Source organism: Streptomyces sp. ME19-01-6 (genome assembly GCF_033793745.1).
Classification (GTDB): domain Bacteria; phylum Actinomycetota; class Actinomycetes; order Streptomycetales; family Streptomycetaceae; genus Streptomyces.
On sequence record NZ_JARAXF010000012.1, the window covers coordinates 205,784 to 226,922 of the forward strand.

Sequence of the window (21,139 nt, forward strand, 5' to 3'; positions counted from 1 at the left end):
CGAGGCGAATCTGCGGCGTCCGAAGAGTGGCGCGGCTCGTCGGCCTCGCGTGCGTCGCTCACGGTTTTACTGCCCTTTCTCGTCCGTACGTCCCCGACGGCCAATCATGATCGCGGCCGCGCAGGAGAGAACGCCCACCATAGCGAGCACCCACTCGGGGATCGCACCGACGCGGTCGGCGACAGTGGTGCCATCGCGCAGCGGGACGCGCGCGGTGAGCACATCTTGCGTGAATTCTTTCGTCCGCTGCTCGACCGTGCCATCGGGCGCGACGACCGCGCTGATGCCGCTGGTCGCCGCGGTGACCACCGCGCGGCCGTGCTCGATGGCCCGCAGCCGGCTCATGGCCAGCTGCTGTTCGGGCTGGCCGGTGCGGCCGTACGTGGCGTTGTTGGTCTGGACGACGATCATGCGGGCGCCCGCGTTGACCGTGTCACGGACGATCCCGTCGTACGCGACCTCGAAGCAGATCACATCGCCCAGCCGGGCCGGGCCGACCTTCAGCACCCCGGTGTGGTCACCGGGGTAGAAGTCGCGCGGGACCCGCTGGAACCGGGTGATGAACTTGGAGAGCTCCGCGCGGAAGGGGACGTACTCGCCGAAGGGCACCGGGTGCTGCTTGGTGTAGGAGGCGCCGGGGCCGGTCTTGGGGTCCCAGACGATGCCCTGGTTCAGCACATAGCCCGGCTTGGTGGGGTGGTCGACCAGGGCACCGACGAGAACGGGCACGTCGATGGCCTTCACGGCCTCGTCGATCCGCGCGTACGCCTCCCGATACTGGAAGGGGTCGAGGTCGGAGGCGTTTTCCGGCCAAATCACCAAGTCGGGCTTTTTGATCCGGCCGGCCTTCACGTCCTTGGCCAGATCGAGCGTGGCGTTGACGTGGTTGTTGAGGATCTTCATGGGGCGGCCCAGGAAGTCCATACCGGGCTTCTGGACGTTGCCCTGGACGATCGCGATGTCCACGGCGTCGTCGGCGGCCGTGGGGATCGGCACGGCGAGCCCGGCCACGGACACGACCGCGGCCACGGCGACCGACCCGCCCGCCGCCAGCGCGGCGCGCGGCCGCGGGGTGCCGCCGCGCATGCCGTACAGGGCCAGGGCCGCGGCGGCCAGCAGCGTGCCCGTCAGGGCGACGGCGAAGCTGACCAGCGGCGCGCCGCCGAGCGCGGCGAGCGGCGTGTAGGGCGACCCGGTGTTGGCGAAGGCCAGCCGGCCCCAGGTGAAGCCGCCGAACGGCACCCGGCCGCGGACCCACTCCTCGGCGATCCACAGGCAGGCCGCCCACAGGGGCCGCAGCCAGGGCACGGGAAGCCGGGAGGTCAGGGCGAGGGCCGCGCCCAGCGGGAGGAAGTAGAGCGCCTGCAGGATCGCGAGGCCCACCGTCGCGTCCCAGCCGACGACATGCAGCCACTTCAGCAGGAGCACGAAGAACGGCAGCGCCATCACGAAGCCGGTCCAGGCGCCCTGGCGGGCCGTGCGGCCGTGGGTGAGCAGGCTCAGGGCCGCCACGGAGACCAGGGACAGCGGCCACAGCCCGTACGGCGGGAAGGCGAGGCCGAGCGCGAGTCCGAATACGGCCGCGATGGCGCTGCGGCGCGCCTCGCGGCGGGCGAGCCGGGCCAGGCGGCGCATCCGGCCGGGGCGGGCTCCTTCGGCGCGGCTGTCCTCCGTGCGGCTCGCTTCAGGGCAGCTCGCTTCGGGGCTGCCCAACGCGGAGGCCGACTCGGGGCGGTCCGGCTCGGAGCGGCCCGGCTCCGGGCGTGCTGCGGCCGGGGACCCGGCGTCGCGCGCCGGGGCGTCGGCGTCGGCCGTGGCGGGCACGGCGGCGGACTCCGGCTGCTCCCCCGGTCGGTCCTCGGCCGCGCCCTGGAGGCCGGCCTCGGCGTTGGTTTCGGTACCCGGATGCACGTGCTGCCTTCCTGCAAGTCGTGCGGTGGTGAGGTGACCGTATAACGCGGTGCTCGAATATGTGTCCCGAGGTCCGGAACGCTCAGACCGACAACCGGGTTCCCAAGCCGTCACGAGGACGCCATGAACGCGCCATGAACGCGCCACGAGGGCGTTGTGAGTGCGCCATGAGTGCGGATCGGGGCCCGGCGCCCTTCGGGCCGGCCTGGGACCCGCTGGCTGCGGGTCGACCGAGAGCCGTTGTCTACTGAGCGTCCGGGCCCCTCCCGGGTCGCACCTGCCGACCCGGCGATCCCTCCCTCGCCCCCGTGCGCTGGACCTGGCTCCCAGCGGCGGCGCGCCGGTCCGGCGCACCACCCCATGGCCCAGCGGCGTTCGACGACTGCGTGGAGATTCCCCGGTCGGACGTCCTGTGGTGGACTCGGCCGAACCTACCGGCCGCCGACCGCACCCTGTCAACACCGGCACGACCTGCGCTGTTTCCTCAAATGAGCAGGTCAGTACGGACTGTGTTCAGCTCCCGCGACAAGCCGCGGGAGCATCGTTCGGCGGTACGGCACGGCCGTGCGTCACTCGTCCGGCCGGAGGTACACGGTCCGCCCGGCGACCACCGTGCGCACGCAGACGGGGAGTTGGCCGCCGGGCGTGAGATCGGGCAGCCCGGGCGTCCCCGAGCGCGGGTCGGTCGACCAATCGGCGACGCGGGTGTCGGGCACCTGTACGACAAGCTCCCCGGTGCGCCAGACCGCGTAGTCGGCGGGCGCGCCGGGCACCAGGACGCCCGCGTCGTCACGCCCGATCGCCCGCCAGCCGCCGCGGGTGTGCGCGGTGAAGGCGGCGCGGGCGGAGACGCGGTGCTCGGGGGTGCGGTGGAAGGCGGCGGCGCGGACGGTGCCCCACGGGTCGAGCGGGGTGACCGGGCTGTCGGAGCCGAGCGCCAGGGGCACGCCGGCGCGCAGCAGCGCGGCGAAGGGGTTGAGGGTGCGGGCCCGCTCCGGGCCGAGCCGCTGCGCGTACATGCCCGTCTCGCCACCCCAGGCGGCGTCGAAGGCGGGCTGGACGGAGGCGGTGAGGCCGAGTTCGGCGAAGGCGGCGATGGTGGCGGGGGTGAGCATCTCGGCATGCTCGACGCGGTGGCGGGCGGCGCGGACGCGGGCGAGGCCGACCTTGTCGGCGGCCGTCCGTACGCCCTCCACGACGGTGGTCACGGCGGCGTCGCCGATGGCGTGGAAGCCGGCCTGGAGCCCGGCCTCGGTGCAGGCGATGACATGGGCGGCGACGGCCGGGGCGTCCAGGTGGGCGGTGCCGGTGTGCGGCGCGTCGGCGTACGACTCGTGCAGATGCGCGGTGTGCGAGCCGAGCGAGCCGTCGACGAAGAGGTCGCCCGCCGCCCCGAGGGCGCCGAGGTCGCGCACCTTGTCCAGGTCGGCGGCGCTCGCGGCGGCCTCGGCCCAGTAGCCGAAGACGCGCGGGCCCGGCTCCTCGGCGGCCAGCCGCAGCAGCCCGGCGAGGTCGTCCTCGGCGGAAATGTCGGGGCCCGCGCACTCGTGGACCGAGCCGATGCCGAGGGAGGCGGCGCGGGCGAGGGCGGCGCGCTGGGCGTCGGCGCGCTGCCGGGCGGTCACGCCCGCGCGGGCGGCGGCGCGCACGGCGTGGTGGGCGGCGCCGGTCAGCGGCGCGGCGGCGCCGTCGACGGCGTGGTCTGCGGCCGGCTCGGGGATGCCCGGGACCAGGTCCAGCAGGGCGGTGGTGACGACGGCGGAGTGCACATCGATGCGGGTGAGGTAGAGCGGGCGGCCGCCGGCGGCCTCGTCGAGCTCGGCGCGTGTGGGGGGCCGCCCCTCGGGCCAGCCGCTGGCGTCCCAGCCGTGGCCGAGGAGGATCCGGTCGTCGGGGTGGGCGCGGGCGTACGCGCGCACGCGGCCGAGCGCGTCCGCGAGCGTGCGGGCGCCCGCGAGGTCGAGGCCGGTGAGGGCGAGGCCGGTGGCGGTGGTGTGCACATGCGCGTCGGTGAACGCGGGGGTGACCAGGGCCCCCTCGAGGTGGACGACCTCGTCCACGCCGTCGGCGAAGCTGTCCGCGGCGCCCTCCGAGCCGACCCAGGCGACGGTGCCCCGCTCGACCACCATGGCGGTGGCGAACGGGTCGGCGGGGCTGTGGACCTCGCCGCCGCGCAGCAGAACGGTGCGGCCTTCGGCCTGGGCGGGTGTGGGGTCGTTCACGGCGGGCTGCCTCGCGGGGTCGGATCGGGCGTGCGGTACGGCCCTCAAGTCTCGCCCCTCGGCGGAGCCGGCCCGCATCAGGGGTGGCGCGGGTCGCGCCCGCACCAGAGGTGGCGCGGGTCGCGGAGCCGGCCCCGCCGGGCGCGGCGCGCTCAGACGCGGGGCGGGCGCGCCTCGTAGGGCGTGGACAGCACGACGGTGGTCCGGGTGGAGACCCCGGCCAGCGAGCGGATCCTGCTGAGCAGGTTCTCCAGCTCCAGCGGCGTGGCGACGCGCACCTTGAGGATGTAGTTCTCGTCGCCCGCCACGCTGTGGCACGCCTCGATCTCGGGCACCTCGGCCAGCCGATCCGCGATGTCGTCGGGCGCGCTGGGGTCGAAGGGTTTGGCGGAGATGAACGCGGTGAGCGGCAGGCCGACGGCCTCCGGGTCCACGACGGCCGCGTAGCCGCGGATGACCCCCCGCTGTTCGAGCCGGCGCACGCGCTGGTGCACCGCCGACGTGGACAGGCCTGTGGCCTTGCCCAGGTCGGTGTAGCTCATCCGCCCGTCCTTGACGAGCAGTTCCACGATCTGTCTGTCCAGCTCCTCCACAGCCGATCACCTTATGTGGTCGGGGGCGGTCCGGCCCAGTCGGCGTCCCCCCGGAAAGCGGTGGGACATACGCCCATGTTCGCAGCATCTGCAGCAGGCATGTGACGAACGCCACATACATTCGCCGGGGTCCCAGGGAGTGCCGCGATTACCCGCGTAGTGCCGCGGGAAATGCTTGCTTTGGTCGAGGCCGACGCGCCTGACCAGGCCGAGGCCGACGCGCCCGGCCAGCCCACCCGAGGGGGAAACTCATGCCCTATTTGGAGCGCCTCGAAGAAGGCGACAACGATCTGGACGAGACCTACGAGATCTTCCGGGTCGTCTGCCCGGACTGCGCTCGTCCAATCGCCCTGCTCGCGGACGAGGACGTGCTGCCGGAGCACGCACTGTGCCCGTCCCCATGGAACCCGTTCGGCCTCACGGTGTGCCCCGGCACGGGGCGGGGGGTGACGGACGCCTCCGCCGCCGACGCGTCGCTGGACGCGTCGGAGCAGGACCCGGCGATGCTGCTGACGCTGCCGGAGACGCTGGACTGGCGGATGCAGCCGTTCTCGCACATCGGCGGCCCCGGATCGCGGCCCGTCCGGATGCCGGGCCTGCGCCGCCGCCCGCGGACGACCCTGGCCTGAGGCCCGCCGCTCAGCGAGGGGGCCCGGCACGCCGCGCCCCCACTGGCGTGAGCTCGTGAGCTTCAGTACGTCACTTCGGCCGTCACCGGCACCACCTCAGCGACTCTCCGGACCCGCGAGATGGCGGGCGATCACGACCCGCTGGATCTGGTTGGTGCCCTCCACGATCTGCAGCATCTTGGCCTCCCGCATATAACGCTCCACCGGGAAGTCCGCGGTGTAGCCATAGCCGCCCAGCAGCTGGACGGCGTCCGTGGTGACCTTCATGGCGGCGTCGGTGCAGAACAGCTTGGCCATCGCCGCCTGCTTGGAGAACGGCCTGCCCGCGTCGCGCAGCCGTGCGGCCGCGAGGTAGAGGGCCCGTCCGGCCTCGATGCGGGTAGCCATGTCGGCGAGCATGAAACGCAGCCCTTGGAAGTCGACCACAGGATGGCCGAATTGCCGCCGCTGCGCGGTGTAGGCGAGCGCCTCGTCCAGCGCCGCCTGGGCGAGACCGGTCGCGCACGCCGCGATGCCGAGGCGGCCCGCGTCGAGGGCCGAGAGGGCGATGGCGAAGCCCTGGCCCTCCTCGCCGACGCGGCGGGCGTCGGACACCCGGACGTCTTCGAGGTGGATCTGCGCGGTGGGCGAGCCCTTCATACCCATCTTGCGCTCGGGCGTGGCCGCGGAGAGCCCGGGGGCGTCGCCGGGGACGAGAAACGCGGTGATGCCCCGGGTGCGGTCGGGCCCGCTGCGCGCCATGACGGTGTAGAAGTCGGCGATGCCGCCGTGGGTGATCCAGGCCTTGGTGCCGGCCAGGGTCCAGCCGTCGCCCTCGCGGGTGGCGCGGGTGGTGAGCCCGGCCGCGTCGGAGCCGGAGGAGGGCTCGGACAGGCAGTACGCGCCCAGCAGCCCGCCGCCCAGCATCGCGGGCAGGTGTTCGGCGATCTGCTCCTTGCTGCCGTAGTGGGCGAGCGCGTGGCAGGCGAGGGTGTGCACGCTGACGCCGAGGCCGACGGTGAGCCGGGCCGCGGCCAGCTCCTCCAGGACCTGGAGATAGACCTCGTACGGCTGCTCGCCGCCGCCGAACTCCTCGGGGTACACCAGCCCCAGCAGCCCGGAGCGGGACAACAGGGCGAACAGGTCGCGCGGGAAGCGCCCGGCGGCCTCCTCTTCGGCGGCGGGCGGCCTGATCTCCCGCTCGATCAGCTCACGGACGAGCGAGATCAGGTCGTGGGCCTCCTCGGTGGGCAGCTCACGCTCCACCGGCTGCGGTCGGTGGTCGGTCATGGCGGCGCTCTCCTCTCCCTCTTCCCTCCCTGTCGGGAGTTGCTGCGGCGGCGCGACGCCGGGGGTGCAGCGGCGGCCGCCGGGGGTGCTGCCGGGCGGTCGGAGATGCTCCCGTCGGGTTGCGAACGGGGCGTGACCTGCGCCGTGGCGGTTGGAGTATGCCCGATCCAGGGCCCTGCGTCACCGATCGGTGGATCTTCAACCGAGTTCCGCGAACGGCGAGCACATTGGTCCAAACCATTGACCTCACTGGTCTAGTCCTTCTACGGTGCTCCCACCACGCCCTACGCGTTCATGTCAAGTCATGGGCAGGTCGTCAGGCAGCACCTTTCCCCTCACCCCCACGGAGGAGAATCCATGCGCAGACCTCGCGGACTTCGCGGACTGCTCGCCGCCCTCGCGGCGCTGTGTACGGCGGTCCTTGCCGCCACGATGCTCGCCGGCCCGGCCGCCGCCGGCGAACCCCACACGAAGGCCGCGAAGGCCGGAACCAAGGCCGCCAAGACCACCAAGGCCGCCGCGGGCAACAAGGTGGTCGGCTACTTCACCGAATGGGGCATCTACCAGCGCAACTACCACGTCAAGAACATCCAGACCTCCGGATCCGCCGCCAAGCTCACCCACATCAACTACGCCTTCGGCAATGTCACCGGCGGCAAGTGCGCCATCGGCGACGCGTACGCCGACTACGACAAGGCGTACGACGCGGCGAGCAGCGTCGACGGCGTCGCCGACACCTGGGACGCGGGCGCGCTGCGCGGCAACTTCAACCAGCTGCGCAAGCTCAAGAAACTGCACCCGAACCTGAAGGTGATCTGGTCCTTCGGCGGCTGGACCTGGTCGTCCGGGTTCGCCGAGGCCGCCAAGAACCCCGCCGCGTTCGCCCAGTCCTGCTACAACCTGGTCGAGGACCCGCGCTGGGCCGATGTCTTCGACGGGATCGACATCGACTGGGAGTACCCCAACGCCTGCGGCAACACCTGTGACTCCAGTGGCAGGGACGCCTTCAAGAACGTGATGTCCGCGCTGCGCGCCAAGTTCGGCAGCGGCAACCTGGTGACGGCCGCCATCACCGCGGACGCCTCCTCCGGCGGCAAGATAGACGCCGCCGACTACGCCGGCGCCGCGCAGTACGTCGACTGGTACAACCCGATGACCTACGACTTCTTCGGGGCCTGGGCGGCCCAGGGCCCGACCGCCCCGCACTCCCCCCTCACCTCCTACAACGGCATCCCGCAGCAGGGCTTCAACACCGACGCCGCCATCTCCAAGCTCAAGGGCCTCGGTGTCCCGGCCTCGAAGCTGCTGCTCGGCATCGGCTTCTACGGGCGCGGCTGGACCGGCGTCAACCAGGCCGCCCCCGGCGGGACGGCGAGCGGCCCGGCCCCCGGCACGTACGAGGCGGGCATCGAGGACTACAAGGTGCTCAAGAACTCCTGCCCGGCGACCGGCAAGGTCGCGGGGACCGCGTACGCACACTGCGGCAGCCAGTGGTGGAGCTACGACACGCCCTCCACCATCGCCGGGAAGATGACCTACAAGCAGCAGCAGGGCCTGGGCGGCACCTTCTTCTGGGAACTCAGCGGCGACACGTCGAACGGTGAACTGATCAAGTCCATCAGCTGACCCCCTCAGCTGACCGCTCCCGATCGGGAGCGCGGGGCGGGGCGGGGCGCCGGCATTCCGGCTCCCCGCCCCGTTGGCCATGGCGCGTGAGGCCGTCCCCCTCAGCCGTTCGCCTCCGCCCTCGGCAACACCCTCATTGCTGATCGGCGATGTGCAGGGCAAGGGGCTGGGCACCTTCGGGGCGGGGGCTGCGAGCTGGACTCGGAGGAGCCCGGTCTGCCGCTCGGCCTCGGCGATCCGACGGGCACCCCGCGCTGCGGCTCCAGGACGACGCGGCGGTGATCGTCCTGGAGCGCGTCCCCGGCTCCTCCGACTAGCGGGAGCCCACCGGCTCGGGTACGCCGACGCGGGCGGAAGCGCCCCGCTCCGCCGTCGCCAGCTGCTCGATCAGCGCCTCGCGGGCGCGGGAGACCCGGGAGCGGACCGTGCCCACCGGACAGCCGACGACGAGCGCCGCCTCGGCGTAGGGCAGCCCGAGCAGCTGGGTGAGGACGAAGGCCTCACGACGGTCGTACGGCAGCAGGGCGAGCAGCTGGGTCAGGGCCACCGCCTCGTCGAAGCCGGTGTCCGGCGCCGCCCGGCGCTGGGCCCGCTCGGCCGCCGCCTGCCAGTCGTCGGTGTCGGCCGGCCGCGGCCTGACCGCGTTGCGGCGCAGCCGGTCCACGACCGCCCGGCGGGCGATCGACAGCAGCCAGGTCCGCGCCGAGGATCTGCCCTCGAAGCGGGGCAGTCCGCGCAGCGCGCGCAGATAGGTCTCCTGGACGAGGTCGTCGGCCGCGTGCGGGTCGTCGCTGAGCCGGTAGACGTACCGCCACACGTCGCGCCGGGTTGCGCGTACGAAGCGGTCCACGGCCTCGGGGTCACCGCCGGCCGCGGCGAGCGCCCAGGAGGTCAGGGTCTCGTCGTCGTGGTCAGGCATCGCGGCCCTCCGCGGCATCGGGGACCATGAGGGGGTGTGCTGTGCTCAGTTCCGGGTCGCCGTGTCGGCCCGTGTCGACGGTGAGGCGCCTCCGCCGGAGGTCCCGGACGCGACGCTCGACGCCCATCTGCTGGAGTGCCCGGAGTGCCGCCGCTGGGGCGAGCGGGCGTGGCGGCTGCGGGAGCTCGCGGCCGGTCTCGACGGACCGTGACCGTGAGAGCGGGAGTACCGGCAACAGGGCCGGGGGGCGGGCAGGTGTCATCGCCTGCGGTCCTTCCTGGAGTCCGGACGGCCCGGCGGGCCGCCCGGTGACGTGGTGGGCCTGGAGGGCCGCCGTCCGTCAGCGGACGGCGGCCTCCGGCGGCGGACCACGGGTGGCGATGACATGGGCGAGCTGCAGCAGCCGCAGCCGCTGAGCGCCGCCGTGGCGCACGGCGCGGACGCGGGGCCGCGCGGGCACGCGCGGGGCGCCGTACAGCAGGGTCAGCAGGGGCGCGAAGAGTCCGACGGCCAGGGCCCGCACCAGCCGGAACGCGGCCTGTTCACCGCCGGAGAGCCACAGCCCGCACACCAGGGCGGCCAGCAGGTGCGCGGACCACATGCCGAGCGCGCCGTCCCTCTGGCCCCCGGGCAGCGGCGCCACGGCCATGACGTCGTGGGCGTGGGCCATGTGGTGGGCATGCTCTGACATCGACATCGACATCGGCATGCGCATCGGCGAAGTACCGGAGGCCGCGGCTGTCCCCGTCCCCGCACCGACGGTGACGATGGTGTCCTGCGCGAGCGTGAACGCGGCGTGGAGCGCGGTCTGCGCGCCCACGGTCGCCGCGACGACCGCCAGCGGCCCGCGCTCGCGCCCCGTCAGGCACCAGGCCACGCCGCCGGTGACCGGCACGGCGGCACCGATCACCCACCACGGGACGGCGGCCCCCGACATCAGGGCGTGCCCGAGCGCCGCGAGCAGCACGCAGACCGCTGCGAACACCGCGGCTCGCAGCGCCCGCAGTACGTGGCCCGCTTCCATGACCCCCACATCGTCGCACCCGTGTCTCCCGGGCGCCGCCAGGGGCGCGGAAGTTGAGCATGTTGCGCGTGGACCCGGTGCCGTCCCGGCTCTTGCGGGGCGGCCCGCGCTCGGGAGAGTGTGAGGAAACAGGGCGGCCGGTGCCGCTCGGCTCTCCCGTGCCGCCCTCGCCGACCTGACCGTCCGTGAGACTCTCCATGACCTCGAGCGAGGATCTGTGGTCAACCCCTGGCTGGCGATGGCGTCGGGCGCGGATCCGGCCGAGCGCGTCCGCACGGTGCGCCGCGCCCATGAGGCGTTCGTGACCGAGGGGGCGGTCTCGCCCGCCGTCCGCCCGGTGGTGGCGGACTCCTGGCGGCGTTCGGCCAGAGTGCGGGTGGGCCAGGAGGGGCTGGCGCCGATCGACCTGGCGGACGCCGAGTTGGAGGCGTATCGCGCGGACCACCCGCTGGCCCGGGTGATGCCGCTGTTCCGCGAGCTGCTGGGCACCATCGCCCACGACGGCGCGCATCTGCTCGCGGTCTGCGACGAGCAGGGCCGCATGCTGTGGGTGGAGGGGCACGCGGGCGTACGGCACGAGGCGGAGCGGATGAACTTCGTGGCGGGGGCTCGCTGGGACGAGCGGCACGCGGGCACCAACGCACCCGGCACCGCGCTCACCGTCGACCACGCCGTGCAGATCTTCGCCGCCGAGCACTACCACCGCGCGGTGCAGCCCTGGACCTGCGCGGCCGCCCCGGTGCACGACCCGCACACCGGACGGCTGTTGGGCGCGGTGGACATCACCGGCGGCGACCATCTGGCGGCCCCGCACAGCCTGGCCCTGGTCCAGGCGACCGCGCGGGCCGCGGAGGCCCAGCTGGCGGCCGAGGCGCCGCGCGCGGCGGGCCCGCGGGTGCGCCTGGCCGCGCTGGGGCGCAACGAGGCGCTGCTGCTGACCGACGGGCGGCGGCTGCGGCTGGGGCCGCGGCACAGCGAGATCATGGTGTTGCTGGCCGCCCATCCGGAGGGCCTGAGCGGCGACCGGCTGGCCCTTGAGCTGTACGGGGAGCAGGCCGGCCGGCGCTCCCCGGTCACCCTGCGCGCGGAGCTGTCGCGGCTGCGCCGCCTGGTGGGGCCGCTGCTGGGCTCGCGCCCCTACCGGCTGGGCGCGCCGGTACGGGCCGATGTGGCGGCCGTGACGGAGGAGTTGGCGGCCGGGAACGCGCATGCGGCGGTGCGCGCGTACGCGGGGCCGCTGCTGCCGCTGTCGGAGGCGCCGGGGGTGTGCCGGATGCGCCAAATCCTGGAGGAGGACATGCGCCGCGCGGTGTTGGCCTGCGGCGACCTGGAGCTGCTGCGGTGGTGGGCGAGGTCGCCGTGGGGCGAGGAGGACCTGGAGGCCGGTGAGGCCCTGCTGGCCGCGCTTCCTGCGCACGCGCCGGGCCGGGCGTCGCTGGCGCCCCGGGTGCGGCGGCTGCGCGCGGCGTACGGGCTGAGCCTCGACGGCCGCCCCGGCGCAACCTCCGTGCAACGTATCGGCCTTTAGTCTCGCCGCCGACGTACACCGCGGCGAAACCTCGCCGCGTACCGACGCACACTGGGAGGGCCGCCCATGCCGCGTTACGCAAACCCGGGATCCGAGGGTTCCGTCGTCAGTTACCAGCCGCGCTACGACCACTGGATCGGCGGCGAGTACGTGCCGCCCAAGCAGGGCGGGTACTTCGAGAACCCGACCCCGATCAACGGGCAGCCGTTCACCGAGATCGCCCGGGGCACCGCCGAGGACGTCGAGCGGGCCCTGGACGCCGCCCACGCGGCGGCCCCCGCCTGGGGCCGCGCCTCGCCCGCCGAGCGCGCCTCGGTGCTGCTGAAGATCGCCGACCGCATGGAGGAGAACCTCGAAGCGCTCGCGGTCGCCGAGAGCTGGGAGAACGGCAAGCCGGTGCGCGAGACGCTGGCCGCCGACATCCCGCTGGCCATCGACCACTTCCGCTACTTCGCGGGGGCGATCCGGGCCCAGGAGGGCAGCCTCTCGCAGCTCGACGAGGACACCGTCGCGTACCACTTCCACGAGCCGCTGGGCGTGGTCGCCCAGATCATCCCGTGGAACTTCCCGATCCTGATGGCCACATGGAAGCTCGCCCCGGCGCTGGCCGCGGGCAACGCGGTGGTCCTGAAGCCCGCCGAGCAGACCCCGGCCTCCATCCACCTGTGGCTGAGCCTGGTCGCCGACCTGCTGCCGCCGGGCGTGCTGAACATCGTCAACGGCTTCGGCGTGGAGGCCGGAAAGCCGCTGGCCTCCAGCGCGCGCGTGGCCAAGGTCGCCTTCACCGGCGAGACCACCACCGGGCGGCTGATCATGCAGTACGCGAGCGAGCACCTGAAGCCGGTGACGCTGGAGCTCGGCGGCAAGAGTCCGAACATCTTCTTCGACGACGTCTCGGCCGCGAGCGACGACTTCCTGGACAAGGCCCTGGAAGGGTTCACCATGTTCGCCCTGAACCAGGGCGAGGTGTGCACCTGTCCCTCACGCGCCCTGGTGCAGCAGGGCCACTACCGGGACTTCATGGCCGCGGCCGTGGCCCGTACGGAGCAGATCACCCAGGGCCATCCGCTGGACACCGACACCATGCTGGGCGCCCAGGCCTCCAACGACCAGCTGGAGAAGATCCTCTCCTACCTGGACATCGGCCGGCAGGAGGGCGCCCGGGTGCTGACCGGGGGCGCCCGCGCGGAGCTGGGCGGCGAGCTGTCGGGCGGCTACTACGTGGAGCCCACGGTCTTCGAGGGCGCCAACCACATGCGGGTCTTCCAGGAGGAGATCTTCGGTCCGGTGGTGGCTGTGGCCCCGTTCGCCGGCTTCGACGACGCGATCAAGATCGCCAACGACACGCTGTACGGGCTGGGCGCCGGCGTGTGGACCCGTGACGGCAGCACCGCGTACCGCGCCGGGCGCGCCATCCAGGCGGGCCGGGTGTGGACCAACTGCTACCACGCCTACCCGGCGCATGCGGCGTTCGGCGGCTACAAGCAGTCGGGGATCGGCCGCGAGACCCACAAGATGATGCTGGATCACTATCAGCAGACGAAGAATCTTCTGGTGTCGTACTCGCCGAAGAAGCTGGGCTTCTTCTAGGCGCAGAAAAAGAGCGCCTGACCCGGGCAGATGCCCGTCAGGCGCCCTTCTCGGCGCACACCTAAGCCGCGAGTCGAAACATCCCCTTACTCCCGATATCACCCACCGGTATCCCAGCCCTGACCAGCCGTTCCGGGGCATTTCCGGGCCAAGCTTCCGCTAAGGCCCTCTCCCAGCCGGCGTCCGGTGGGCGCGGAGCCTTGACCTTCACCGGGGTGAGCCCGGCGGCGCGAGCCGCGGCCAGGCCCTTAAGCACGTCGTGGCGGCGGTCCCGTCGGGTCAGGGCCATGCAGACGGCAGGGCGCGATGCGAGGGCGACGCACCGCTCGACGATCCCGACGAGGCCGGGGCGCAGCAGGGTCTCGCCGCCGGTGAAGCGGACCTCCTCTACGCCGAGCCGGATGACCGCGATCCGGACCAGCCCTACGACCTCGTCGCCCGTGAGCAGGTCGGGCCTGGCCGGCCACCGCAGGCCCTCTTCCGGCATGCAGTACGTACGGCGCAGGTTGCTCCCCCACGTCGGTGAGCGAGACCCGCAGGTCGGTGGCGACGCGACCGTAGATGTCGATGAGCATGGCTGCCGCCCTTTCTCCGGCTTCGTCCCTGTCCGCTCCGTCCGCCTCCTCAGCACTCGATGACGTTCACTGCGAGGCCGCCGCGGGCGGTCTCCTTGTACTTGACCTTCATGTCGGCGCCGGTCTCCTTCATGGTCTTGATGACCTTGTCGAGGGAGACGTGGTGGCGGCCGTCTCCGCGCAGCGCCATCCGGGCGGCGGTGACGGCCTTGACCGCGGCCATGCCGTTGCGTTCGATGCACGGGATCTGGACGAGCCCACCTACGGGATCGCAGGTGAGGCCGAGGTTGTGCTCCATGCCGATCTCGGCGGCGTTCTCGACCTGTCCGGGGCTGCCGCCGAGCACCTCGGCGAGACCACCGGCGGCCATCGAGCAGGCCGAGCCGACCTCGCCCTGGCAGCCGACCTCGGCGCCGGAGATGGAGGCGTTCTCCTTGAAAAGCATGCCGATGGCGCCCGCCGCGAGGAGGAAGCGGACGATGCCGTCCTCGTCGGCGCCCGGCACGAAGCCGAGGAAGTACTGCAGGACGGCGGGAATGATGCCCGCCGCACCGTTCGTCGGGGCGGTGACGACCCGGCCACCCGCCGCGTTTTCCTCGTTCACGGCCATCGCGTAGAGGGTCACCCACTCCATGGCGCGGCCCGCCGGGTCGCCCTCGCTGCGCAGCGCCCGGGCCGCCGCAGCCGCCCGCCGACGGACCTTCAGACCGCCGGGGAGGACGCCCTCGCGGCCCAGCCCCCGTGCGACACATGCCTCCATGACCCGCCAGATCTCCAGCAGGCCCGCACGGATCTCATCCTCGGTGCGCCAGGCCTTCTCGTTCTCCAGCATCAGCGCGGAGATCGACAGGCCGGTCTCCTTCGTGAGGCGCAGCAGTTCGTCGCCGGTGCTGAACGGGTGGGCCGGCACCGTGTCGTCGGGCTTGATCCGGTCCGCGCCGACCGCGTCCTCGTCGATCACGAAGCCGCCGCCCACGGAGTAGTACGTCTTCTCCAACAGCGGCACACCGTCGCCGTCGTACGCGAAGAGGATCATGCCGTTGGCGTGGTACGGCAGTGATCGCCGACGGTGCAGGACCAGCTGGGTCGAGGCGTCGAAGTCGATCTCGTGGGCCGTACCGATCTCGGTTCCGAAGAGGCGGATGCGTCCGGTGGAGCGGATTCGCTCGACGTCCAGGTCGGCCCGTGCGATGTCGACCGTGTGCGGCTGGTTGCCCTCCAGGCCGAGCAGCACCGCCTTGGGGGTGCCGTGACCGTGGCCGGTGGCACCGAGGGAGCCGAACAGCTCCGCCCGCACCGCGGCGGTCTGGGCGAGCACGCCGTCCTGCTTCAGCCGGGCAACGAACATCCCGGCGGCACGCATCGGACCGACGGTGTGCGAACTGGACGGTCCGATGCCAATGGAGAACAGGTCGAAGACGCTGATTGCCACGCCATACTCCGTGCGATTTGGAGGGGCGTGCCGAGGGTGCGGCACGCCCCTGCGGGAGGGTGTCGGTTACAGGCCGGGGTAGAGGGGGTGCTTGTCTGCCAGCGTCTTCACGCGGGACTTCAGCGTCTGGACGTCGTACGACGGCTTCAGCGCCTCGGCGATGACGTCCGCGACCTCGGCGAAGTCCTCGCCGGTGAAGCCGCGGGTGGCCAGGGCGGGCGTGCCGATCCGCAGGCCCGACGTAACCATCGGCGGGCGCGGGTCGTTCGGGACGGCGTTGCGGTTGACCGTGATGCCGACCTCGTGGAGACGGTCCTCGGCCTGTCGGCCGTCCAGCTCCGAGGCGCGCAGGTCGACCAGGATCAGGTGCACGTCCGTACCGCCGGACAGGACGTTGACCCCGGCCTCGCGGGCGTCGTCGGCCGTCAGACGCTCGGCGAGGATGCGCGCACCGTCCACCGTACGCCGCTGGCGCTCCTTGAACTCCTCCGACGCGGCGACCTTGAAGGAGACCGCCTTGGCCGCGATCACGTGCTCCAGGGGACCGCCCTGGAAGCCCGGGAAGACGGAGGAGTTCAGCTTCTTCGCGAACTCCTGCTTGGCGAGGATGATCCCGCCGCGCGGTCCGCCCAGCGTCTTGTGGGTGGTGGAGGTGACCACGTCCGCGTGCTCGATGGGGTTCGGGTGCAGCCCCGCCGCCACCAGCCCGGCGAAGTGCGCCATGTCGACCCACAGATACGCCTCGACCTCGTCGGCGATCCGCCGGAACTCCGCGAAGTCCAGCTGCCGCGGGTACGCCGACCACCCGGCGATGATCACCTTCGGCCGGTGCTCCTTGGCCAGCCGCTCGACCTCGGCCATGTCCACGAGACCGGCGTCGTCCAAGTGGTACGGGACGACCTTGAACTGCTTGCCCGAGAAGTTGATCTTCATGCCGTGGGTGAGGTGACCGCCGTGCGCCAGATCCAGGCCGAGGATGGTGTCGCCGGGTTGAGCGAGGGCGAACAGCGCGGCCTGATTGGCGGAGGCACCGGAGTGGGGCTGCACGTTGGCGTACTCGGCGCCGAACAGCTCCTTGACCCGGTCGATCGCGATCTGCTCGGCGACGTCGACGTGCTCACAGCCACCGTAGTAGCGCCGGCCCGGGTAACCCTCCGCGTACTTGTTCGTCAGGACCGAACCTTGCGCCTCCATGACCGCGACCGGCGCGAAGTTCTCGGAGGCGATCATCTCCAGGGTGGACTGCTGACGCCTCAGCTCCGCCTCGACCGCGGCGGCGATGGCCGGGTCCAGCTCGTGCAGTGCCTGGTTGAACAGGGTCATCGGCGATCTCCTTGGGTGTGGGCGCAGTGGGCGGCGTAGGCATCCGGGGTCAGCGCGCCGGCGATGTTCTCGACTCGCAGCCTGAACAGTCAGCCGTCGGCGTAGGAGGCGGCGTTGACGACACCGGGGTCGTCGGCCAGCGCGGTGTTGACTTCCAGGACCCGGCCCGAGGCGGGGGCGTACTGGCCGCTGACGGCGGTCAGTGACTCGATCCGTCCACAGCTCTCCCCCGCCTCGACCCAGGAGCCGACCACGGGCAGTCGGAGGTGGACGACGCCACTGAGGACCTTCGCCGCGAACGCGGTGATGCCGACGGTGGCGTTGCCCTCGTCCACGACGAGCCACTCGTGGTCCCAGGCGTAACGCAGGTGCCGAGGAATGCTCGTGTCGTTCTCCGCTGCGGGTTCCAGGGAGAGTTGGGGCACGGAGGTCATGACACGACGGCCGCGGCGGCGGGGACGAGGGTACGGCGGAGCCGGTTGAAGAACTTCGGCTGATTGAGGGAGAGGACGGCGACGGGAGTGCCCTCACGCCGGTAGACGGCCGTGAAGGTGCGGCTGTCGACGTCGCCCTCGACGACCTCGGGCTCGGCGCCGGGGGCTACGTACCCGGCGACTTGAATGCGGGACTGGTACTGGTCGGACCAGAAGTACGGCGCGGTGATCGGGGCGGAGGCCGACACACCGGTCAGCAGCGTGCGGGCGGCGGTCTTCGCCTGCTCGGTGGCGTTGCTCCAGTGCTCGATACGGGCGTGCCGCCCGGTGAACGGGTTGGGGCAGCGGGCGACGTCACCGACGGCGACTACGCCCGTGATGCCGGTCGAGCAGCCGGAGTCGCACACCACGCCGTCGTCCACCTGCACTCCGGAGCCGGCCAGCCAGTCTGTGTTGGGCCGCACGCCCACGCCGACCACGACGATGTCGGCAGGCAGCACCCGCCCGTCCGCCAGCCGTACGCCCGTAACCCGGTCCTCACCGATCAGTTCCGCCACACCGGTTCCGCACAGCAGCTGAACCCCGTGATCGCTGTGGAGCGAGGAGACCACGAGCCCCATCTCACGCCCGAGTTGGCGCTCCAGGGGCACGGGGAGCGCCTCGACGACGGTCACGTGGAGCCCGAGCCGGTGCGCGGTGGAGGCCACCTCGGCGCCGATGAACCCGGCACCGATGACGACGACCCGGGGCAGGCCGTCGAGCAGTTCGGCGCGCAGGGCACGGGCGTCGTCCAGGGTACGCAGGGTGTGGACGCCCGCCAGCCCGTCGGTGCCGGGGAGGGTGCGGGGGCTGGCGCCGGTCGCGATGACGACACCTTCGGTGCGCACATGCCGTCCTCCGGCCAGGGCGACGGTGCGGGCTACGGGGTCGAGCCGCACGGCGCACTCGCCGAGCAGCCACTGCACGTCCAGGACCTCGTACTCGTCCGCGTCGCCGAGCGCGAGCCCCTCGACGTCGATGTCCCCCTTGAGGAAGTCCTTGGACAGCGGGGGGCGGTCGTAGGGGGTGTGGCGCTCCTCCCCCACGACGACGATCTCGCCGTCATATCCCTCTGCCCGCAGCGCGCGGACCGCGCTCAGTCCTGCCAGCGACGCTCCGACGACGGTGATGCTCCTCATGCCGGCTCCAGACGGGGAGTTGTCTCGCATAACACAACGACACTCGCTATACGCAACATGTTTTCCGCGCGGTGCGGGCATTGTCAAGGGAGGTGGTGCAAATCAATTTCTAACGATGCTCTTCGTTGCACGATTCGCAACCTACGTGCGAGGGGAAATCCGAGAGTTCACGGTTTTCGCTCCAGATGACCTTGCCCTGTGCCGCCCTCGTCGGTGGTGGCAGCGCGGCGCAGACGCGGGGACGCGGATGGGGCCGCCGCCGTAGCGGATGGCGTTGGTGACCGGTTCGCTGAGGATGAGCTCGGCGGTGAACGCGATCTCGTCCAGGCCCCAGTCCTGGAGCCGGCGGGCGCAGGCGGCACGGAATGGGGCTGAGGGCGGCGGGGTCGGAAGGTACGTCCCAGTCGGCGACCCGGTCCGGGGCGAGCCGTTCGGGGCGGGCCGCCATGAGGACGATGTCGTCGCGGGGCGGTCGGCAGCAGGGCGTCAAGCACCGCCTGGCAGGCCTGTTCCGGGGTCTGACCGGGATGGACCAGGGCCGGTCCCGGGTGGCCGGCCCGGGTGATGGCACAGTGGCCGGAGACCGGGTCGTAGATCGCGAACAGACAGGTGGCCCCGGTGACGGCCGCGTTCTCCCCGTCCCTGGTCTCCACATGCCGCCGCCATGGCTCGCGGACAGCCCGATCGCCCGCCCACCTGCCGGAGGGGCCACAACAGCAGGTGAGCAGGCGGTACTGGGGTGAGGTCAGCGCGTGGGCCGCACCTCGAGCTTGTTCTGCAGCCAGGTGTGGAACTCGCCGATGTGGTGCTCGCTGGGCACCAGCACGCCGCCCTTGGCATACATCCGCGAACTCATCCCGGGCTGCGTACGCTCGCAGGCGTCGAAGTCCTGCTGGTTGACCCGGTGGAACAGCTTCACCGACCGGTCCACGTCCTTGCCGCTCTCCACGACGTGCGGCAGGTACAGCCAGTCGCACTCGACGACCGTACGGTCGGGTGCCATCGGTACATCCGGTGGAAGATCACGTGGTCGGGCACGAGGTTGATGAAGACCTGCGGCCGTACGGTGATCGCGTAGTAGCGGCGGTCCTGGTCGTCAGCGACACCCGGGATGCGGTCCAGGCCCTCGGATCCGTCCACCGTGAACCCCTGGACGTCCTCACCGAACTCCGCGCCGTGACCCACGTAGTACTGGGCGGCGTAGCCGTCCGCGAACTCCGGGAGCACCTCGATGAGTTCGGGGTGGATCGTGGCGCAGTGGTAGCACTCCATGAAGTTCTCGACTCCAGGTCGCCGAGCCGCTCGACGATCGCGCGTCAGGTTCGGTGCGGCGACCACGTCCAGGCCGTAGGTCCAGGCGTGGTAAGGACACTGGAAGGCGCCGCGGCCCACGCCGCCGGTGTTGACCGCGGCGCCGAACCCGGCCATCACCCCGCAGCCGAGCAGACCGGCCGCGGCGGGCGAGGCCGTCGAGTCGACCCTGGTGCACTGGCCAGCGGCGACCAGGGCCTTCTCGGCGAAGGCGCCGATGCCGAGCGCCGGGGCCACTGCTCGGGGCGCTGGAGGCGGGCGGACTCGTCGAGCAGACGGCCGAGCGGGGCAAGTACCGGCTGGGCTTCGGGATCGTACGCCTGGCCGGCGCGGTCACGGGCCGCCTCGACACCACCCAGCAGGGCCGCCCGGCCGGGCGTTCCAGGCCCTGGCAGCCCCGATCCGCTCCCGCGACGGCGATGTCATCGCCGCGCTCAGCGCCTCCGGCCCCGCGTACCGCTTCACCGAGGAACGCATCCACGAGATCGCACCCGTGCTGATCAGTGGCGCGGACGAGATCAGCCACCGGATGGGCTATCTGGGCTGAGGTCCACAGGGGCGCTCGGCCCAGCGGCGTTCGACATCCGCCGCGTTCAGCCTCCGTCGCGTTCAGCTCAGCGGCCACCGTTCCGACGCCGCCGCCTCGACGCCCCAGCGGGCCGTCACACGTACCGCGTCCGCCGTCGACGCGACGTCGTGCACGCGCAGACACCAGACGCCCTGGGCGGCGGCGAGTACGGACACGGCAGTGGTCGCGGCATCGCGCAGCCGCGCGGGGCGGGGCTGCCCCGTCGTACGGTCGGCCAGCAGACTGCCAAGGAAAGACTTGCGCGACGCGCCCACGAGGACGGGGTGCCCCAGGGCCATGACGTCCCCCAGGCGGCCCAGCAGCTCCCAGTTGTGGTCGGGCGTCTTGGCGAAGCCCAGCCCGGGGTCGACGGCCAGGCAGTCGGGCGGTATCCCCGCCTCCAGCGCGGCGTCGATCCTCAGCCGCAGCTCGTCGAGCACATCGGTGACGACGTCGTCGTAGACGGCGTTCGCCTGCATGCCGGCGGAGTGGCCACGCCAGTGCATCAGCACGTACGGCGTGCCGGCCCGGGCCATCAGCGGGAGCATCGCGGGGTCGGCGAGGCCCCCCGAGACGTCGTTGACCAACCGCGCACCCGCGTCCAGCGCGCGTGCGGCGACCTCCGCCCGCATGGTGTCGACGCTCACGATCGCGCCCGCCCCGGAGAGTTCCCGGACGACGGGCAGGACGCGTCGCAGCTCCTCCTCGACCGGCGGGCGCGCCGCGCCGGGGCGGGTCGACTCGCCGCCCACGTCCACGATGTCAGCGCCCTGTTCGAGCAGCGCAAACCCGTGCGTGACAGCGGCGTCGGCCGCGAACGACAGCCCGCCGTCGGAGAACGAGTCCGGCGTCACGTTCACCACGCCCATGACCAGCGTCCGGGCGGGGCGTGGCAGCCCGAGTGGGTCACCGGTGGTGTGGGCGGTGGCGGTGGCGGTGGCGGTCACAGGCGTCCGGCTTTCGATGCGTATGACGAAACGTGCTGTGCAAAGCCCTGTGGGAGCTCC

Annotated in this window: 16 protein-coding genes and 5 pseudogenes; 6 read left to right on the forward strand and 15 right to left on the reverse strand. The window is 72.3% G+C overall.

Annotation, left to right across the window (positions count from 1 at the left end; all coding sequences use genetic code 11):
- Positions 1–66: 66 nt before the first annotated feature.
- The 3 genes from lnt to PV419_RS26370 all read right to left on the reverse strand — a co-directional run bounded on the left by lnt (position 67) and on the right by PV419_RS26370 (position 4,726).
- Entirely contained in the window at positions 67–1,911 is a 1,845-nt protein-coding gene (gene lnt / locus PV419_RS26360) for an apolipoprotein N-acyltransferase (protein WP_415925385.1), read from the reverse strand.
- 569 nt (positions 1,912–2,480) lie between these two features.
- Entirely contained in the window at positions 2,481–4,133 is a 1,653-nt protein-coding gene (locus PV419_RS26365) for an amidohydrolase (protein WP_319692965.1), read from the reverse strand.
- A 152-nt stretch (positions 4,134–4,285) separates the two neighbouring features.
- On the reverse strand, positions 4,286–4,726 hold the full coding sequence (locus tag PV419_RS26370) for an Lrp/AsnC family transcriptional regulator (protein WP_319692968.1): 441 nt from the start codon (positions 4,724–4,726) through the stop codon (positions 4,286–4,288).
- A gap of 251 nt (positions 4,727–4,977) precedes the next feature.
- On the opposite strand from PV419_RS26370, the gene PV419_RS26375 reads away from it, so the two are divergent.
- Positions 4,978–5,355 (forward strand): hypothetical protein, encoded by a 378-nt coding sequence (locus PV419_RS26375; protein ID WP_319692973.1) that lies wholly within the window; start codon positions 4,978–4,980, stop codon positions 5,353–5,355.
- Between the two features lie 96 nt (positions 5,356–5,451).
- Here the strand turns inward: PV419_RS26375 and PV419_RS26380 are convergent, their stop codons facing one another.
- Positions 5,452–6,624, reverse strand: coding sequence for an acyl-CoA dehydrogenase family protein (locus PV419_RS26380; RefSeq protein WP_319692984.1), 1,173 nt, complete (start codon positions 6,622–6,624; stop codon positions 5,452–5,454).
- Positions 6,625–6,981: 357 nt separating this feature from the next.
- On the opposite strand from PV419_RS26380, the gene PV419_RS26385 reads away from it, so the two are divergent.
- Positions 6,982–8,250, forward strand: a complete 1,269-nt coding sequence (locus tag PV419_RS26385) for a glycoside hydrolase family 18 protein (protein WP_319692988.1) — start codon at positions 6,982–6,984, stop codon at positions 8,248–8,250.
- 313 nt (positions 8,251–8,563) lie between these two features.
- Here PV419_RS26385 and PV419_RS26390 read toward each other — a convergent pair whose 3' ends face one another.
- Entirely contained in the window at positions 8,564–9,169 is a 606-nt protein-coding gene (locus tag PV419_RS26390; protein WP_319692994.1) for a sigma-70 family RNA polymerase sigma factor, read from the reverse strand.
- Between the two features lie 34 nt (positions 9,170–9,203).
- Between PV419_RS26390 and PV419_RS26395 the strand changes: the two genes are divergently transcribed.
- Positions 9,204–9,380 carry a zf-HC2 domain-containing protein gene (locus tag PV419_RS26395; protein WP_319692997.1) on the forward strand — a complete coding sequence of 59 codons (177 nt, stop codon included), beginning with the start codon at positions 9,204–9,206 and terminating at the stop codon, positions 9,378–9,380.
- Positions 9,381–9,509: 129 nt separating this feature from the next.
- Here PV419_RS26395 and PV419_RS26400 read toward each other — a convergent pair whose 3' ends face one another.
- Positions 9,510–10,193 carry a hypothetical protein gene (locus PV419_RS26400; RefSeq protein ID WP_319693001.1) on the reverse strand — a complete coding sequence of 228 codons (684 nt, stop codon included), beginning with the start codon at positions 10,191–10,193 and terminating at the stop codon, positions 9,510–9,512.
- Positions 10,194–10,410: 217 nt separating this feature from the next.
- Between PV419_RS26400 and PV419_RS26405 the strand changes: the two genes are divergently transcribed.
- Positions 10,411–11,721, forward strand: coding sequence for a GAF domain-containing protein (locus PV419_RS26405; protein WP_319693005.1), 1,311 nt, complete (start codon positions 10,411–10,413; stop codon positions 11,719–11,721).
- Positions 11,722–11,787: 66 nt separating this feature from the next.
- Positions 11,788–13,311 carry an aldehyde dehydrogenase gene (gene adh, locus PV419_RS26410; protein ID WP_319693010.1) on the forward strand — a complete coding sequence of 508 codons (1,524 nt, stop codon included), beginning with the start codon at positions 11,788–11,790 and terminating at the stop codon, positions 13,309–13,311.
- 196 nt (positions 13,312–13,507) lie between these two features.
- Here adh and PV419_RS26415 read toward each other — a convergent pair.
- The 8 genes and pseudogenes from PV419_RS26415 to PV419_RS26455 form a co-directional block, all read right to left on the reverse strand.
- Positions 13,508–13,886: pseudogene (locus tag PV419_RS26415) on the reverse strand (radical SAM protein); the annotation flags it as partial.
- Between the two features lie 49 nt (positions 13,887–13,935).
- A complete protein-coding gene (locus tag PV419_RS26420) occupies positions 13,936–15,318 on the reverse strand; it encodes an L-serine ammonia-lyase (protein WP_319693022.1) in 1,383 nt (460 codons plus the stop codon).
- A gap of 66 nt (positions 15,319–15,384) precedes the next feature.
- The gene (gene glyA / locus PV419_RS26425; RefSeq protein ID WP_319693030.1) at positions 15,385–16,641 is read right to left on the reverse strand and encodes a serine hydroxymethyltransferase; all 1,257 of its coding nucleotides are present in this window, start codon (positions 16,639–16,641) and stop codon (positions 15,385–15,387) included.
- Between the two features lie 89 nt (positions 16,642–16,730).
- Positions 16,731–17,075 (reverse strand): glycine cleavage system protein H, encoded by a 345-nt coding sequence (locus tag PV419_RS26430; protein WP_319693035.1) that lies wholly within the window; start codon positions 17,073–17,075, stop codon positions 16,731–16,733.
- A complete protein-coding gene (locus PV419_RS26435) occupies positions 17,072–18,253 on the reverse strand; it encodes an NAD(P)/FAD-dependent oxidoreductase (protein ID WP_319693040.1) in 1,182 nt (393 codons plus the stop codon). The genes PV419_RS26430 and PV419_RS26435 overlap by 4 nt, the downstream gene beginning before the upstream one ends.
- Before the next feature lie 194 nt (positions 18,254–18,447).
- Positions 18,448–18,894 (reverse strand): annotated as a pseudogene (locus PV419_RS26440) (SpoIIE family protein phosphatase); the annotation flags it as partial.
- Between the two features lie 104 nt (positions 18,895–18,998).
- A pseudogene (locus PV419_RS26450) lies at positions 18,999–19,525 on the reverse strand (SRPBCC family protein).
- Positions 19,526–19,633: 108 nt separating this feature from the next.
- Positions 19,634–19,801: pseudogene (locus PV419_RS26455) on the reverse strand (S-(hydroxymethyl)mycothiol dehydrogenase); the annotation flags it as partial.
- On the opposite strand from PV419_RS26455, the pseudogene PV419_RS26460 reads away from it, so the two are divergent.
- Positions 19,801–20,111, forward strand: a pseudogene (locus PV419_RS26460) (IclR family transcriptional regulator C-terminal domain-containing protein); the annotation flags it as partial. The pseudogenes PV419_RS26455 and PV419_RS26460 overlap by 1 nt on opposite strands.
- Before the next feature lie 62 nt (positions 20,112–20,173).
- Here PV419_RS26460 and folP read toward each other — a convergent pair.
- The gene (gene folP / locus PV419_RS26465) at positions 20,174–21,001 is read right to left on the reverse strand and encodes a dihydropteroate synthase (protein ID WP_319693273.1); all 828 of its coding nucleotides are present in this window, start codon (positions 20,999–21,001) and stop codon (positions 20,174–20,176) included.
- Positions 21,002–21,139: the final 138 nt, after the last annotated feature.